This window comes from Nocardia sp. NBC_01503, assembly GCF_036327755.1.
GTDB lineage: Bacteria > Actinomycetota > Actinomycetes > Mycobacteriales > Mycobacteriaceae > Nocardia.
In genome coordinates this window covers 5,202,755-5,219,721 of record NZ_CP109596.1, presented here as the reverse complement: position 1 = coordinate 5,219,721, position 16,967 = coordinate 5,202,755, and the positions used below count along the sequence as shown (strand labels likewise).

Annotated in this window: 13 protein-coding genes; all 13 read right to left on the bottom strand. The window is 68.4% G+C overall.

The window, feature by feature from the left end; genetic code table 11:
- Positions 1-81 precede the first annotated feature (81 nt).
- The gene (locus tag OHB26_RS23500; protein ID WP_330179425.1) at positions 82-4,938 is read right to left on the bottom strand and encodes an NAD-glutamate dehydrogenase; all 4,857 of its coding nucleotides are present in this window, start codon (positions 4,936-4,938) and stop codon (positions 82-84) included.
- A 121-nt stretch (positions 4,939-5,059) separates the two neighbouring features.
- Complete coding sequence (locus OHB26_RS23495) at positions 5,060-5,740, bottom strand: hypothetical protein (protein ID WP_330179424.1); 681 nt, start codon at positions 5,738-5,740, stop codon at positions 5,060-5,062.
- Positions 5,737-6,750, bottom strand: a complete 1,014-nt coding sequence (locus OHB26_RS23490; protein WP_330179423.1) for a discoidin domain-containing protein — start codon at positions 6,748-6,750, stop codon at positions 5,737-5,739. The genes OHB26_RS23495 and OHB26_RS23490 overlap by 4 nt, the downstream gene beginning before the upstream one ends.
- A gap of 74 nt (positions 6,751-6,824) precedes the next feature.
- Positions 6,825-7,166: a helix-turn-helix domain-containing protein gene (locus OHB26_RS23485; RefSeq protein WP_330179422.1), complete on the bottom strand. Its 342-nt coding sequence runs from the start codon at positions 7,164-7,166 to the stop codon at positions 6,825-6,827.
- Positions 7,167-7,214: 48 nt separating this feature from the next.
- Positions 7,215-8,927: a type VII secretion protein EccE gene (gene eccE / locus OHB26_RS23480; RefSeq protein ID WP_330179421.1), complete on the bottom strand. Its 1,713-nt coding sequence runs from the start codon at positions 8,925-8,927 to the stop codon at positions 7,215-7,217.
- On the bottom strand, positions 8,924-10,279 hold the full coding sequence (gene mycP / locus OHB26_RS23475; protein ID WP_330179420.1) for a type VII secretion-associated serine protease mycosin: 1,356 nt from the start codon (positions 10,277-10,279) through the stop codon (positions 8,924-8,926). Before mycP ends, eccE begins: the two co-directional genes overlap by 4 nt.
- Positions 10,279-11,802 carry a type VII secretion integral membrane protein EccD gene (gene eccD / locus OHB26_RS23470; protein ID WP_330179419.1) on the bottom strand — a complete coding sequence of 508 codons (1,524 nt, stop codon included), beginning with the start codon at positions 11,800-11,802 and terminating at the stop codon, positions 10,279-10,281. Before eccD ends, mycP begins: the two co-directional genes overlap by 1 nt.
- Positions 11,799-13,526, bottom strand: coding sequence for an AAA family ATPase (locus OHB26_RS23465; RefSeq protein ID WP_330179418.1), 1,728 nt, complete (start codon positions 13,524-13,526; stop codon positions 11,799-11,801). Before OHB26_RS23465 ends, eccD begins: the two co-directional genes overlap by 4 nt.
- A 35-nt stretch (positions 13,527-13,561) precedes the next feature.
- The gene (locus OHB26_RS23460; RefSeq protein ID WP_330179417.1) at positions 13,562-14,389 is read right to left on the bottom strand and encodes an ESX secretion-associated protein EspG; all 828 of its coding nucleotides are present in this window, start codon (positions 14,387-14,389) and stop codon (positions 13,562-13,564) included.
- A gap of 25 nt (positions 14,390-14,414) precedes the next feature.
- Positions 14,415-14,705: a WXG100 family type VII secretion target gene (locus OHB26_RS23455; protein ID WP_330179416.1), complete on the bottom strand. Its 291-nt coding sequence runs from the start codon at positions 14,703-14,705 to the stop codon at positions 14,415-14,417.
- A gap of 45 nt (positions 14,706-14,750) precedes the next feature.
- Positions 14,751-15,077, bottom strand: coding sequence for a hypothetical protein (locus tag OHB26_RS23450; RefSeq protein ID WP_330179415.1), 327 nt, complete (start codon positions 15,075-15,077; stop codon positions 14,751-14,753).
- A gap of 44 nt (positions 15,078-15,121) precedes the next feature.
- Positions 15,122-16,513 (bottom strand): PPE domain-containing protein, encoded by a 1,392-nt coding sequence (locus tag OHB26_RS23445; protein ID WP_330179414.1) that lies wholly within the window; start codon positions 16,511-16,513, stop codon positions 15,122-15,124.
- A 25-nt stretch (positions 16,514-16,538) separates the two neighbouring features.
- Positions 16,539-16,856, bottom strand: coding sequence for a hypothetical protein (locus OHB26_RS23440; RefSeq protein ID WP_330179413.1), 318 nt, complete (start codon positions 16,854-16,856; stop codon positions 16,539-16,541).
- Positions 16,857-16,967: the final 111 nt, after the last annotated feature.

The window sequence follows — 16,967 nt, the reverse complement described above, 5'->3', positions numbered from 1 at the left end:
ATGGCGCACAGGGTGTCCCGGTTCGTCTCCCTTCGGGCGGCGAACCGGGACCTTCTCAGCTCCCGGAGTCGTCCGGGTGGATCACTCGAGAGCGGCCGGGGTGGCGGGGACCGAATCCGCACCGCCGGTCATCCCGCGCACCTGACGCGCGGCCACCGAGAGGGTGGCCATATCCAGGGTGCCGGTGGCGAAGATCTCGGTGAGGGCGGCACGCGCGCGGACGAGGCGGGAGCGATTGATCGATTCCCAGTATGCGATCTTGTCCTCGGTGCTGTCCTCGGTCGCGGCGGTGGTCAGCACGTCCAGGGTGAGGGCGCGCAGCGAGTCGTACAGGTCGTCGCGCACCGCGAGGCGGGCCAGGGTGCGCCAGCGGTCGCTGCGCTCGAGCCCCACCACCGCGTCGAGCAGGCGCTGGATGTCGAAATGCTGATCGAGGGCGTAGTAGAGGGAGACGACATCGCGGGCGTCGCGCCCGGCGACTTCGGCGATATCGATGACATCGAGCAGCGGATAGCGGTGGATCAGCAGGAACACCTGCTCGGCCAGATCCCGGGGTGCGCCCCGGCTGATCGCCGATCGTGAACGGGCGAGCAGGGTTTCGGCGATTCGCCCCTGCTGCCAGGCCGGCACCATTGGACTCAGCGCACGCACCCCGAGTCGGTAGCGGGCGATATCGGCGCCGATGGCGATTGGTTGCGGCCGGTTGGTCAGCACCCAGCGCGAGGCGCGGTCCAGGGTGCGCTTGGTCTCGAGTTCGAGCTCATCGCGCACCTCGGTGGGCATGGGCGTGGTGCGGATGCGATGCCACAGTTCGTGCAGATCGAAGATCTCGGCGACCGCGGTGAACGCGCGCACCGCGTCCTCGGTGGTGACGCCCATTTCCTCGGCGAGCCGGAAGACGTACGTGGTGCCGCCGTAGTCGACCACGCGATTGACCACCGTGGTGGCGATGATCTGCCGGCGCAGCGGATGCCGTTGCAGGGCGACCCCGAACCGTTCGCGCAGCGGTGCCGGGAAGTAGCCGGGCAGCGCCGCGGCGAAGGCGGGATGATCGGGCAGCCCGCCCGCCAGGAGTTCGCGCTTGAGCGAAAGTTTCACGTGCGCGAGCAGATTGGCCAACTCCGGGGAGGTCAGGCCGAGGCCGGCGTCGATGCGCCGCAACATCTCCGTATCCGAGGGCAGCGTCTCGAGCGCACGATCGAGCCCCTCGAGCCGGGTGAGCAGTCGCCGGTGTACCGCGGCCATCTGCGGGGCGTGCGCGCGCGAGATGCCGAGCCGGAAGTTCTGCGAGATATTGTCGCGCAGTACGAGTTCGGCGACCTCCTCGGTCATCGAGGCCAGCAGCAGATTGCGTTCGGTCAGCGACAATTCGCCCGCCGCGACCACGCTGTCGAGCAGCACCTTGATATTGACCTCGTGGTCCGAGCAGTCCACGCCCGCCGAATTGTCGACGGCGTCGGTATTGCACTTGCCGCCGGCATTGCTGAATTCGATCCGCCCCAATGCGGTGATGCCGAGGTTGCCGCCCTCACCGATCACCTTGACGCGCAATTCATTCGCGTTCACCCGTACCGCGTCATTGGATTTGTCGCCCACCTCGGCATTGGTCTCGGCGGCGGCCTTGATGTAGGTGCCGATCCCGCCGTTCCAGAGCAGTTGCGCCGGGGCCTTCACGATTGCGCGGATCAGTTCCAGCGGGGACAGCATCGCTACTCCAGGATCCAGGGCGAGCGCCGCGCGCACGGCGGCGGTGATCGGAATCGCCTTCACCGCCCGGTCGTAGACCCCGCCGCCCGCGCTGATCAGCGAGCGATCGTAATCGGCCCAGGACGAGCGCGGCAGCGCGAACAGGCGCTCACGTTCGAGGAAGGAGCTCTCGGCATCCGGATTCGGGTCCAGGAAGATATGCCGATGGTCGAATGCGGCGATCAGGCGGATGTGACGGGAGAGCAGCATACCGTTGCCGAAGACGTCACCGCTCATATCGCCGACCCCGACGACGGTGAAATCCGTTGTCCGGGTGTCGATATTCATTTCGGCGAAGTGCCGCTGCACCGATTCCCAGGCGCCGCGGGCGGTAATGCCCATGGCCTTGTGGTCGTAGCCCACCGACCCGCCCGAGGCGAAGGCGTCACCCAGCCAGAAGTCGTAGCGCTGGGCGACCTCGTTGGCGATATCGGAGAAGGTCGCGGTGCCCTTGTCGGCGGCGACCACCAGATAGGTGTCATCGTCGTCGCGGCGCACCACCCGGGGCGGGGGCACGGTCCGCCCGGTCCCGCGGTCGATATTGTCGGTCAGATCCAGCAGGCCCGAGATGAAGGTGCGGTAGCAGGCGATTCCCTCGCTCTGCAGCGCCTGACGGTCGGCGGTCGGGTCGCCGGTGGCGACGGGTGGGCGTTTCACCACGAATCCGCCCTTGGCGCCGACCGGGACGATGACCGCGTTCTTGACCGCCTGCGTTTTGGCCAGACCCAGGATTTCGGTGCGGAAGTCGCCGAGACGGTCCGACCAGCGCAACCCGCCGCGCGCCACCGCGCCGAAACGCAGGTGCACGCCCTCGACCCGGGGCGAGTACACGAAGATCTCGAATTGCGGTCGTGGCTCGGGCAATACGGGGATGCGGCGGGGATCGAACTTGAACGACAGGTAGTCCCGGTCGCCGCCGATCCGGTCGGTGCGGAAGTAGCTGGTCCGCAGCGTCGCGCCGATCATATCGAGCAGGGCCCGCAGAATGCGGTCGGTGTCCAGGCTGACCACGGCGTCGATCGCGGCGCGCAATTGCTCCTCGAGGGTGAATGCCCGCAGGGCCGCGAGTTCGCCCGCACCGTCGGGATCGAAACGGGCCTCGAACAATTCGACGCAGGAGCGGGCGATATCCGGATGGCTCTGCAGCACCCGGGTGATGTTGCCGAAGGAGTACGCGAAGCCCGCCTGTTGCAGGTAGCGGGCATAGGCGCGCAGGATCGCGATCTGCCGCCAGTCCAGACCCGCGCGCAATACCAGTTCGTTGAGTCCGTCGACCTCCACCCCGCCGAACCACATGGCGGTCACCGCGTCGGCGAATCGCCCGTGAATATCGTTGTCCGGCAGGTGATCCGACTGATCGATCCCCGTAGGTACGCGCAGGCCGAAATCGTAGATCCAGCGCCGCGAACCATCCGCGAGCAGCAGCGGGTAGGGGTGTTCGTCGACGACCTCGACACCCAGGCTGTGCAGTATGGGCAGCACCCGGCTCAGCGAGACCTCCGCACCGTGCACGTACAGGGTGAATCGCCACTCCCCCGCACGTGCGCCGAGCCGCCGGTACAGCTGGGTGTCGATGCCGCCCTCGGCCAGGGGGCGCAGGCGGCGCAGATCGGCGAGCCCACGCGCGGGCGGGAACTCCTGCCGATAGGTGGCGGGGAGGGCGGCCGCGTAGTCGGCGGCGACCTCGGGTGACACCTCCGATCCGCGAGCGGCCTCGGCGACCAACAGATCGGACCAGGAGCGGGTGGTGGCGAACAGCAGTTCCTGAATACGCGCGCGGCTCTCCTCCGAGACGTCGGCGGCGGCGGCTCCGACGGGCCGGTGCACGGTGAAATAGACGACGGCGAGCTCGGATTCGGTCGCGCGCGCGGAGTAGTCGACCTGTTCACCGTCGAATTCCGTGCGCAGCACTTCGCGCATACGCAGCCGGACCTCGGTCGAATAGCGGTCCCGGGGCAGATAGACCAGGCAGTACACCGCGCCGCCGCGGGGTTCGGGCCGCAGGAACAGCCGCACCTGTCGGCGCAGACCCAAATCCATGACGGCGGAGACGGTTTCGAACAGGCGACGGGTGTCGGTGGCGAACAATTCCGCGCGCGGGAAGGTCTGCAGCAGCTCGAGCAACTCCTGGCCGGAGAACGAGTTCAGTCGCAGGCCGGCCCATTCCATCACCTGGTGCACGCGCCGCGAGATCACCGGGATGTCCAGAATGTTCTCGTGCTGGCCGGTGACGGTGAAGGTTCCGATGAATACGTGCGTTCCGGGCATCGGCAGCGGCTGCCCCGGGGCGGCCGTGCCCGGATCGGCGACGCTGATGATGTAACCGTCCGGAGATCCAGGCAGCACACCGTCCAGGGAGCCGCTGGACAGGCGCAGCACCGGCGGACCGGCCGGGACAGCGGGAATGTCCAGGTCCGCGGCGATCCGATCGTGCAGGATGCCGAGTCCGGCCCGGCGCAGCAGTTCGGGGCTGCCGGTCGGCCCGCTCGTCTCGGAATCGGCTGTGGCGCTGTGATATCCGTAGCCCAGCAGGGTGAAGTGGCCGTCCCCGAGCCAGCGCAGCAGCCGCGCGTGATCGGCGATCTCGCCATCGTGCTCGCGGGTCGCGGCGCCCTCGAGCGCCGCGGCCACACTGGACAGCGTGGTCGTCATGGCGGCGGTATCGCGGGCCACGCCCCGGATGGCGGCGAGCAGATCGGGCAGCGCGTGTTCGATGCGATCGAGCAGCGCGGCGTCGGTCTGAGGACCGAGCTGCACATGAATCCAGGATTCGGCGATGGTGTGGCGGCCCGCCTCGCGGGGCGCGCCGGTGCCGGGGGCGACCCCGCGCAAGCGACCCTGATTGTCCCGCAGCACATCGAAGACCGGGTGGATGACCTCGCTGACCGCGGCACCGAAGCGGCGCAGCAGGCAGGACAGCGAGTCGACCAGCAACGGCATATCGTCGTTGACGATCTGGATGGCCGGGCCGAGTTCGCTCGCGTCGCCGGGCCGGTAGACGCGGGTGACCGCCGTGCCCGGGCGACGAGATTCGGCCAGTTCCAGGTGCCGGCGCAGGATCTGCCCGGCGCGATCGCTCACCAGGGCGATCGTCGCGTCGGGGCGTATCCATCGGAAGTAGACCGCCTCGAGGTCCGCTGGATCTTCGCGGAGCTTCTGCCACGAAAGCATCTGCAGCGTGGTTGCCACCATCGTCCGCACCTTCCCGAGATTCGAGCCGTACCCTGCGGTCACAGCACCTGTTCGATGTACCGTTAACCAACGGCACATAAAATAATGTAACAAGTCTTCATGGGTGAGAAGACGGGCGTCGCTAGCCGAGCAGCCCGGATCGCATCAGGAAGGCGCGAGCGGCGGCCGCGTTGGGCAGCGAGCCGGTCTCGAGCCGCAGCCCCGATTGGGTATCGGCGTACCAGATATTCCAGGAGGGGCTGATGGCGATGAATGTCGTACCGTCCGCGACCACCGTCGCACCCGCGGATCGCCACTGCCGCACATCATTCGCGAGTTGATCGGGTGAAACCACGCGCGCCGCGTAGGCCAGCTCCCGCCCGCCGCCGATTCCCGCCGCCAGCAACGGATTACCCGCCGCGACGACACACTGTTGACTCTCCCCCGCCCCGGTGCACGTCGAGGCGGCGAGCAAGGTCTGCGGCAGTGTCCGAGCCGGAGCGTTCCACCCCGAGCTCAATTCCGGCCCGCACGAGTTCACCAGGAAGAAGACCGCCGCCGCCATCGCCACCACGCCCACCAGCGCGCCGATCCACTGCGGCAGCCGCGGACCCACGCCGCCGAATACCGCCTTCACCGCACCCTCGACGGTTGAACCGGTCGGGCCGATCAACTTGTCGGCGCTCGCGATGACCGGGCCGATCAGGGCCAGCGGATCACCGGACATCAATTTGGCCAGCGGCGCACCGCATTGGATACAGCTCGCGGCATCGCCGGGGCTGCGGTGCGAGCAGTACTCGCAGATCGATTCGAGAACGCTCAATGTCCGGTGACCACAATCGAAGACAGGGCGACCGAATTGACCGTCGGATCGCCTTTGGATTCCAGGACCGTCAGCACGATCTTGGTCGCGCTGATCTCCGGACTCACCTTGGTGACGACCAGGGCCCGCTGGTCCAGCGTCTGCTGGGTGTAGGTGGTGGCATTGGCGTCATCGAATTTGTACGAAATACGGCTCGCTGTACGGTATTTCGCCCATTGATCACCGCCGTCGGAACCGATGGCGTCCCAGCCGGGAACGAGGCCGATGGAATCGACCCGGTAGGACCGGCCCAGATCGATGACCAGAATCTGGCCGTCGACCTTGTACGCGCGCGGGCACGACCACGCCTTGCCGGTGCCGGCGAATGCGTCCATGGCGGGGGTTCCGCCCGGCGGACAGTGCGACTGAGCGGATTTGATCTGGATCGGGGTGCCCGCCGCCGGAGCGGTCGAGGTGGGCTGGGCCGGAGCCGGATTCGCCGGGCCGGTGGCGGTGGCCAGCACCGTCTGACCGCTGGTGTTCTCGGGCTCACCGCCGGAGGTCAACAGGGCCAGCACCACCACGAGCACCAGTACGCCCGCGACCGCCAACGCCACCTTGGGTTGCCGTGCCCGCAGGGCCAGATCGCGAATCGGATCGGCGAACCGTGCGACCGGGGAGCGCGCGCCGCGACCGGGCGCACCGAGCTTGTCGGCGGTCTCCTCCGCGGCGGGCAACTCCGGGGCCTTCTCCGCCGGTGGCGCGTAATCGGACCATTCGAATTCGGAAGTGGCGGTGTGTCCGTTCAGCAGCGCGAGAATGCGTTCACTGGCCTTGGGCCCGCCGCCGGACGAGGGCGCGGGGTCCGGGGCAGCCGCGCCGGGGACGTCGAAATCGTCATCCAATTCCCCGAAAGGCGGCTGTTCCGTGGCGGGTGCGCCGGTCCATCCCAGCGCCGGATCGGACAACAGCGCTTCCAGGACCGCTTCCCGGTGCTGGAGGAAGATATCCCCCGGGTCCTTGTCGGGCATGGCTCGGATCGTATCCAGGCGCGGCGCGGATTCGGGTCCGCGCTATTCCCGCTACCGAGAAGGCATTCGGAGAATCAGCGAGTTCGCTCGCCGGTCACGAAATACTCCGGCGGCACATCGAATACCCGGGCCAGCGCGATGATCAGATCGAGCCGCGGAATGGCGTCCCCGTGAATGAGCCGGTACAAACCCGATTGGGAGACGGGCACATCCGGGTACGCCAGCTCCAGATGCTGTGCCAGCGAATACAAGGTCAGCGATCGAGTCGCACCGTCCTCGGTCGACACCATCGATTCGGAGATCAACGCCGACAATCGACTGGAGAATATCGCCGCGGCCGCCTGACGCGGACTTTGTTCCTCGTCCTCGCCGAGCGTCCGGCCATCACTTTCATACGACTGGGAATCGGTTACCACGCCCGAAGACATTACTGCCCCACCTCATTTCAGTTGATGGACCCGATTTCACGGACCGGGGACCGGAACCGGCGCACCCGCGGGCGCCGGTGCGCCCTCGGGCTCCGGCTCGGGGCCGGCCGGATTCGGCGGTTGCTCGAAATATCTCGTCTCACCGCGCGGTTCGATGAGATCGACGCGCACCGTGCGCATCGGGATGCCGATCTCGACGGTGCCGTCGTCGACCTGTTCGATGGCCAGATCCACCGATCGGCGCGGGCGGGTGCCCGGGTCGCCGATGGTGACCATGGCATTGGCGGCCGAACCACGCGGTGACATCTGATCGAATACCTCGAGGGTGACCGGCTGCGTATTCGGATCCTGTTCACGCGCACCGGGTTCAGCCGCCAGGCGCAGCGACAGCGGATCGCCGACCGCGTTTACCAGCGGCAGCCAGGCGTGCGGCCGCGAGGAGTGCACCTCGACGCTGGCCCCGACCACCATGGCGCGCAGGACGATCTGCTGCGCCACCGGCAGCGCCGCCCGGATGTCGACCGTCCGGCGGCGGGGGTGATACCGGGCCGGATCGAACAGCGGCAGTGCCAGGGTGTGCTGCGGCTGACCGCTGATGGCGCCCAGGATCTGGCCGTTCGGCCCGATCGGCACGACCAGGTCGGCGAGCACCTCCGCCGGAGCGTGATCGCCGCCGCGATCGGCGCGGGGCAGCTCCCGCACCGACCGCTCCCCCGGCAACGTGGCCAGGAACGCCTCGGACTGCCGACCGGAGAGCGGCCGCAGATAGGCGGGCAGCGGGCCCTCCGGCTCCGGACCGACGAAGCGGACCAGACCGCGCGGGCCGTCGTCGCCGCTGGACAGTCCGATCACGACGGTGGTCCAGCCCCGATTCCAACTCCAGCAGTCGTCGAGCACGGCATCCCCGAGCCGAGTCCAGTCGACGATGAAACTGGCCACCCGCCGACCCGAGGCCGCCACCCCCAGGTGATCCCATTCCTCCCGCAATTCCGGCAGGCGAACCCCGGTGTGCAGCAACAGGGTCGCCTCGCGGACCGCGGCGGCGGGCAGTACCTGGGCGATGATCCCGCGCTCGCGCAACCGGGTGCCGATCCGATGGGTCGCCGCGGCCAGGGCGCGCGGCCCCGAGACCGCGCAGGGGCCGCGCTGGGTCAGCGTGCTCAGATTGCGCTGCTGGTCCAGGCGCACCACCAGCCAGGTGAGCCGTTCACCGATCACCGGATGCGTGCCGATCAACTGGTCGTACAGCATGCTGTAGTCGCCGGTGGGGCGGGCCCGGCGGCCGGTGGTCACGATATCGATGTCGACGGTGATGCCGTACTGCTCCAACAGCGGCAACAGCAGGCCCACCGGGAGAGTGTCCTCGGTGTACACGGTCTGCTCGGTGATGATGGTGGGCAGATCGAGATTGGGCGCGAGCTGGATCATCGCCACCAAGGTGTTGTCGCCCAAGCGGATTCCGCAGGGACCGGCGGCGGTGTCGATATCGACCACTTCGGTGACCGAGGTGCGGCGCTCGGCCCGCGTGGTCCGGCCCACTCGGTATCCGGCCCAGATCACCAGCCAGTCCACGGGTGTGCGGGCGCGTACCCGCAGCACGGTCACGGTCAGCGCGATCGAGATCACGATGGCGCCGACCCACCACGGCGTGTGCGCGCTCAGCGCGGCCAGCGCCGGTCCGCCCACGATGACCAGGACGGCCAGCGGGGCCCGGCCGATACCGCCGACCCCGAAGCGTGAATCGCTCACCGTCTCCTCCGGAACATGCCGTACGCCGCGTTCGAGCCGACGCCGAGCAGCGCGGCCGCGACGACCACGCAGAGCGCGGTGATACCGGGACGCCGGTCCTTGGCGCGCGGCGGCGCCGGAATATCCAGCACCGCACCGCGATACAGCCCGGCGGGTGCGGCCGGGGCGTTGCGATAGCTCAGCGCCGCGAGTGGATCGATCAGGCCCGCACCGACGATATTGTCGATCCCGCGCGCGGGTGCGTGCGCACTGGCCTGTAGCCGGGCGGCGATCTCGGCGGGGGATTCGTTCGGATAGCGCGAGCGCAACAGCGCGGCCACACCGCTGGCGTAGGCCGCGGCGAAGGACGCGCCGCCGACCGCGTTGAGCTTGCCCGGCTCACCGACGCCGTTGATCAGATCACCGCCGCCGGGACCGAGCGATTCGATTCCGGTGCCGGGCGCGGCGACCGAAACCCACGGACCGGTCAGCGAATCCGCCATGACGTCCCCGGTCGCGGTGGTGAAGCCGACGGTCAGCACATCGGTGGCGAACCAGCCCGGAGTGGAGATGGTCTTGACCCCGGTCCAGTTGCGCGGATCGGTGGGACGGCCCGGATCGATATCGGGATTCTGTTCACAACCGTTGCCCGAGCCACCGGCGCCCGCCACGATGAGCGCGCCTTTGATCCGGGAGGCGTAGTTGACCGCGGCCGACAGCGTGGACTGGTCTACCCCGAGACCGGCGGGCACACAGACCGGTAGCGCGACGGTGATCACCTGCGCGCCGAGGTTGGCCGCATGGGTGATCGCGCGCGCCAGCTCCCGGATCTGGACCGAGAGTTTTTGCGCCGCATCGAGATTCAGCAACCCGTCCAGGCTGTACGCCCCGGAGCGATAGCGAATGGAAATCAGGTGCGCGTCGGGCGCGACACCCGCGAAGCCATCCGCCGGATCGGCTGCGGCACCGATGATTCCGGCGATGAGCGTGCCGTGCGCATCGCAGTCGGAGAGGCCGTCGCCACCCGCCTGCACATAATCGCCGCCGCCGACCAGGTTGGGCAGCCGGGAATTCGGACCGACGCCGGTATCGATGATCGCGACGGTGACTCCCGCACCGGTGCTCAGTGCCCGCACCCGGCGCAGGTCCAGGGCGCGTTCGGGCGGTGGCACCTGCGACGGATCGCTATGGGGCAGCACGCCGACCGCGACACAGCCCTTGTCCTGTTTGGTGGGAAGTTCCGGGCCGGGCGTGTCATCGGCGGGAGGGGGCGCGGTGGCCACCTCGGGCGGTTGGACGGCCGATGCGGGCGCGGCCATGGGGGCCAGCGCGAGCAGCACGGCGAGCAGCGCGGACGCGCCGGCGATTCTCATCAGAGCCCCCGCATCGCGGTGTAGATGCCCATGATCCAACAGGCCAGCACCGGCACCGCGAGGATGAACGTGTATTCGATCAGGTCGATGATGCGGCGCACGACCGGCGACAGCCGGACCGCGGGCAGGCGCGCGCCCGAGACCGCGCCGGCGGTCGCCAGCGCGGCGATCACGAGCACCACCACCAGGCGCGCGGGAGCGGTGGCGTAGGCGCCGACCAGGACGAACCCGATACCGACCACGGTGGCGGCGGCGGCCGCGACCAGCGCGATGGCCTGGACCCGGTCCGGATACCAGCGGGCCCGCATCACCAGCACCCCCGAAATGGCCGCGGCCATGATGATTTCGCGAATACCGCCCGGGCTCAGCGCCGCCGAGAGCACGGCCGCACCCGCCAACAGCAGCGCGGCCGCGATAATGAGTCCACGTAATCCGTTGATCGCCAGGCGCGCCCGGCTCTCCAGCGAGAACGTGGCCCGATTGCGTTGCGCCGCAGGCTGTTCCTCTTCTCCGGGGCCCGTGGTCTCGGCGTCGAAGATATCGGTGAGCGTGCTGTGCGTGACCTCACGGCCCGGATCGGGCAGATCCGGCGGGCGAATGCGGGCGACCAACACCGCCAGCCGGGGCGCGGCGGTCAGCAACAGCAGCCCGGCCAGCACCATCGCGCCGGCCAGCTGACGCGCCGACAGGTCGAGGGCGGTTTCCACGGCCGCGGCGAGGGCCAGCAGCGAGCCCAGTACCGCCGTCGCGAGCAGCGCCGGCAGGCCGAGCCGCGTCGAGCGCAGCCGGATCACGGTGACAACGGCCGCAACGGCGGCACCGGTGGCCAGATTCGCCGATTGGAACATGCCGTGCTGTCCATACGGCAGCGGCACCAGCATGGCCGCGCCGACGCCGAGCAGCGGTATCGCGGTCAGGGTCGCGCCGAGGCCGAGCCTGGGCTCGCGATAGCGCCGCTCCAGCGCGGTCGCGGCGAATACGCACAGCACACCCAGGACGAGCGCGGGCACCGCGCACCACAGCACCGAACCGGTGCGCATCCAGGACCAGGACAGCAGGGCCGATATCGCCAGCGCGCCCGCTCCGAAAGCGGATATGCCCGTCAAAGCCGCTGTTCCGGAATCGAATTCGGTGAACTCGCGCTCGTTGACCCGGGCCAGCGCGTCGGTGATGTCCTCCACCAGCGGATCGAACGCCTCCGCCGATTCGGTGGTGGTGAGCAGTAGCAGCGCACCGTCGGCGATATCGTGCTCGGCCAGCGTGCTCCACCGCGGCAGCGGTGACTTGCCCGGGCGGGCCAGCGTCCAATGTCCGTTCTCGGCGGTGAAGTCCACGGTCGGATCGTCGACGGAGGTGACCAGTACCGAAATCAGGTCGTCCATGAAGGTTTCGACGCTGAACTTGGTCGGCAACACCACGTCCACCTGATAGGACGCGACCATGATCGCCACCCGAGCGCGGGCGACCTCGGCGGTTTGCTGCGCGGACGCCGGTGGTGCGGCCACGGCAGAGGGGGCGCTCACTGCCGTCCTCCTCGTTCGGGTCGGCCGTAACCGGCCATCATGGTGTCCGGAAAACCGTCGGCGACGGTGGCGGCGAGTTCCTCGAAGGCCAGTGCGGTGTCCTTGTCCAACAGGCGCAGATCGATTTCGCCGCCCTCGGCCAGGTGTTCGTCATAGGGAATGACGAAGGTGGGCCGCTGCGCGGTGGCGAACAGCTCCTCGATGCGCTCGACCTCGACGACCGGCTTGGTCGGCTGCTGCAGCACGATCGCGATGACGGAATTGGCGGCCAGCCGGTATTGGCCGTGCGCGTTCAGCCATTCGAGGGTGGCGACCGCGCCGGTGACCCCGCGCACGGTGGCCGGGGTGACCAGTACGACCGAATCGCTGGACTCGAGCACCGCTCGCGCGGCCGAGCCGAGAACGCCGGTGCCGCAATCGACGAGCAACAGGTTGTAATGCTTGCGCAGGGTCTCGGTGGCGGCCAGGTACTCCGAGCCGGTGAGTGCCTCCATGGCCGCGGGCGTCCAGGGCGAGGACACCACGGCCAGATCGGAATTGGTGATCGAGGCGAACGACTGCACCGCGGAGAAGGCGTCGAGCTGACGTTCCTGTGCCAGATCACGCAGGGTCAGACCGAAGGGGTGCCGACTGGTGCGAGCGGCCAGATCACCGAAATCGGGATTGGCGTCGATGGCGGTGACCCGATCCGGGCGCAGCGAGGCGAAGGTCGCGCCCAGAGCCGCCACGGTCGTGGTGCGGCCCACGCCGCCCTTCACATTCAGCACCGCGATTTGATACGCGGTGCCGAGCTGACGGCGGATGCGCGCGTGCCGGTCCTCGGTGCGCAGTTCCGCGGGTGAGAGGCCGAGACTGAATCCGACCTTGTTCAACGCGCCGCGCATCCCGCTGGTCGAGCGCAGCTGGGCCTGACGACTGGCGGCGATATCCGCGAGCAGTTCATTCGAAGTCAGCGAGATCGGCAGGGCTTGGTACCCGGCCGATTCGGACCGCGCGCCGCGATCTTGCGTCCGAACGGCCGGCGCCGCGGCCTGCTGGCGCGAATCCTGCACGGCCGGAGGGGAAAAGAAGTCGGGTTGCACGCCGGTTCGACCGCGCGCCTGGGTGGGTGCGGTATGCGCGGTGGCGGGGGCGGTGGCCTCGGCCGCGCCGAAGGCGGCGGCCTGGCCGGTGGAGACGGTCGAGCCGATGGGCACGGCCTGACCGGTGGGCGCGGCCGAACCATAGGGTGCGGCATGACCCGTGGGCGCGACCGAACCGGACTGCGCGGCTTGGCCGATGGGCGCGGCCGAACCTGTCTGTGGGGCTTGGCCGGTGGGCGCGGCCGAGCCGGTGGGCGGATAGGAACCGGTGGGCGGTGCGACCGGCGCGGCGGGTGGCGTCGGGGTCGACTGGACGTCGAATCCCGGTGGTGGTGCGGTGGGTGCGTACGTGGTGTTCGGCGCACCCGCGAAGGCCGGGCTCTCCGGCCCGGGATCAGCTCCGCCCGGTTCCGGCCCGGCCGCGAATCCCGTTCCGGTTTCCGGCGATTCATCCGCATCCGCTTCGGGCGTCTGGGCCCGGCCGGGTGGCGGAGGCGGCTGGTGATGGCTGCGCCCCGCGACGGTGGAGCGCCAGGTGCTGCCGGTATCGCTCTGCTCGGCCGACCCGAAGTAGGCGTCGTAGCCGCCCCGAGCGCGCACGGATCCGGTCGTCTCACCGCTGCTGCTCGGTGCTCTGTTCATTTCCCCTCATCCTCTCGAAAATCCCAGAGGGACAATCACGTTCGACTGGTTCGGAACCAACTTTCGCCGGGTAACAGGTCGACCAGCGCCCGGACACCGGCACGCACGCTCGCATCGTCCCCGGGCCGGTAGGTGGTGCGCACCTGCCCGTTCAGATCCCGATGCGGTACGACCGCGATCCGGCCGGAGTGGGTGTCCAGCACGGTCATACACAGTTCGGGGGTGGCGATGATGCCGTCGTGGTGCTCGATCATCAGTACTTCCGCGCGCCGGACCACCTCGTCGAGCGCCCGGGTGAGCACGGCGGCGGTGCGGCCTTGCGCGCCCAGCTGTACCAGCGCCGGGCGGCGGGATTCCGCATCGGCGGGCACGGTGTCGAACTCCTCGTCGGTGGCGGTCAGCGGTGTGAAGTCCAGCGCGGACGCCGGACCGAGCGCGGCGAGCAATGCCGCCGCCACCGCATCGGTCCGCTCACCCTCGACGAACACCGATTGGATGACGAGATGATCGTCGTGCCGCACGGCGAGCACATGGGTTTCACCACTGCGCGCCAGGGACATTCGCAGCATCCCCGGTGGTTCGCCGGGGACGCCGTGGTCGATGATGCGGGCGACCAGTTCCACATCCGGCCGGGCCAGGCAGCCCAACCAGTGCGCGATGACCGGGTGCACGCCTCCGTCGCCGAGAATGCCCGCCTCGGTGAGTTGGGCGGCGACGAAGGCGTTGACCCGGTCCCGGTCATCGATGCTCTCGATATTCGGCATGATGGCCAGCACCATCGGATACGAGTCGATGCCGACCATGGACTGCAACAGCAGGGCGGCATCGACATTCAGGTCGACCGCGACAGGATCGTTGATCAATTCTTCACTCGGGGTCGACGAACCGTCACAGGATTCCCGCGAAGCCTTTTCCGTTGTTCGTATCGGTGATCCGCATGAGATCGCTGGACGAGCCGATCGCACCCTTGAGCTGCGCCAGGCTGGATTGATATTGGGTCAGCCTGGTGTTCAGCTGGGTCATCACGTCGTCGTAGCCGGTCGCGGCCGAGCCGAAGAATCCGCTGTTCAGCAGGTCCTGCCGCACCGCGGAGATATGAGCGGTGTGCTGTTCCATCTTGTCGATGATTCCGCCCAGCTGGCTGGTGTGGGTATCGATTTCTTCGAAATTGTAAAGCATTTCCGATTCAGCCTTTCTGAGAAGTAATTGCCTGCGTAGCGGGAATCAGAAGGCCGAGATCTTGCCGCCGCCGGACACGGCGCCGATCTTGCTCTTGGCCCAGTTGTCGGTTTCGTCGACCGTCACACCGGCCTTCTTCATCTGCTCGACGATCTGAACCAGGAGGCCGTCGAGGTTCTTCCCCTTGTGCAGCGCATCGGACATGGCGATCTGAGTCGCGTCACCGGCGCCCTTACTGGCCAATGCCTTGGCCAATTCGTCCGAGACGTTGAACAGGGCGCCGAGGTCGTTCTCCAGTTCCTCGTGAGCCTTGAAGGTGTTGTTCGCGGACTCCTGCACCTTTACCGGGTCGCCGCTGTATTTACCCGCCATTTGAATTTCCTTTCGATATGGTATTCAATTTCGGCCGCGACAATCTATCGAGGACGTATTTCGAGGATCGAATCGAGGATCGGATCCGTATGGTCATCGAGGGTGGGGTCCTCCAGTGCCAGGAGTCGTTCGGAAACCGACTCCTGCTGTCCGTCCCCGTCGAGATACTCGATGACGCCTATCGCGGGGGGTTCCTCCAGCACCGGCACGTCCTGGGACTCACCGGGCGCGAAGGCCTTCCCGGGCTTGCGCTCATCGCGCTCGCGACGACGCCGGGCCTTGGGCGCGGTCACGCCCCGAGGCGCCGTCCGTTGCGGAACCGGTTGCGCCGCAGGGGTTCCCGTACCCATACCGAAGGCCCGGGTCGACATGGTCGACCAGTTCGTCGGCATCCGGAAACCGGTCGTACTGCCCGGCATCGCGCCGAATCCGCCCGGGGTCATACCGAGCGCCACCATGCTGCCCAGGCCGCCGTTGAGTCCGGCCAAGGTGGTGGAGTTCGGCGCGGCGCCGAGCAGGCCGCCGTCCCCGGAGGAGAGTCCGTCGCCGCTCCCGTAGCCGTCGGTCGGCATGGTCGGCAGCTCCGAAAGGGGTTGCTGTGCTTGGGTCACCGGCGTTTGAGGATCTCCGCCGCCCGGCTGACCCGGCTGACCCGGATTACCGGGGTCGCCGGGCTGACCGGGATTACCGGGCTGTCCCGGTTCGCCCGGGTTGCCCGGGTTGCCCGGGTCGCCCGGGTTGCCCGGGTTGCCCACGCCGTCGCCGGGCTGACCGCCGGATGGCCCCGAGCCGTCCCCGCCACCGCCCGGCTCGGTGAGACCGGTATTGCCACCCGGATCTCCCACCGGCACACCGGGATCCATGCCCGGTATACCCGGCGGAGCCACGCCGGGCGGTCCGCTCACGATCGGAGGCGCTTCACTCGGCGGCGGCAACTGACCGAGCAGGGCCGTGGTCGCGGCCGCATAGGTACTCATCACGGTCGCCGCCCGGAACCATTCGGCCATATAGAGACCTTCGAGTATGGCCACCGTCGCGGCGCCCAGTCCCAAACTGCCGGGGCTGGCGGCACTCGCCGTCGCGATGGCGGCCTGAATCGCCTCGATTTCGGCGACGGTCGGCATGGCGGCCAGGGCGGCGCCATTGGCCGCGCCGATTCCGGCGGCGACCGCCGCGGTGGCGGCCGCGGCGGCTCCCTCGGTGCGTAACCAGTTGGCGTGGTTGCGAAATGCGCGCTGCGCCTGGTCGGCCGAGCCGCCCTGCCAGATGATCTCCATCTGGTTCATGCTTCCGTCGGCTCCGGCGGCAGCGGTGAGCAGGCCGTCGGCAATGGCCGCGTACGCGGTAGCGGTCGACTCCATTTCGGTCGGGCCCGGGCCCGCGAACAAACGCGCGGAATTCACTTCCGGCGGCAACGCCACAAAGTCGGGAAACATGACATCACTCCGAACCCGGTGCGGCCTACACGCTCAGCCGCGCGCCCGCCCCGCCGATGGTGGCCCCACCCGTTCCGTCGGTACCGCCGTAGGCGGCGCTGACCGGGTAGATCATTTCGGCGCCGGACAGCAGGTGCGCGAGCCCGGGCGCCGTGACCGCCATATGCTGCGCGGTTTGGGCCACCAGGCGCAGCGCCGCCGTGACGCTCACGGAGTCCGCGCCCGCCGGTATCGGCACCGCCCGGTGTAGCTGCGTCCCGACGACCGAGGACAAGGCGCCGTGAATGGTCTGGAGCTGCCCGCCGATACCGGGGAGCTCCTCGTGTGCGACTTGGACGAACATGGATCGTCTCCTTGCGACTATTCGATTGCTCGAATGGAGAGGTACATAAAGAACGCTATTGCATTCCCACCCTTGGGAATGCGAGTTGTTTTTCACTCTTCGAGCGGCGAA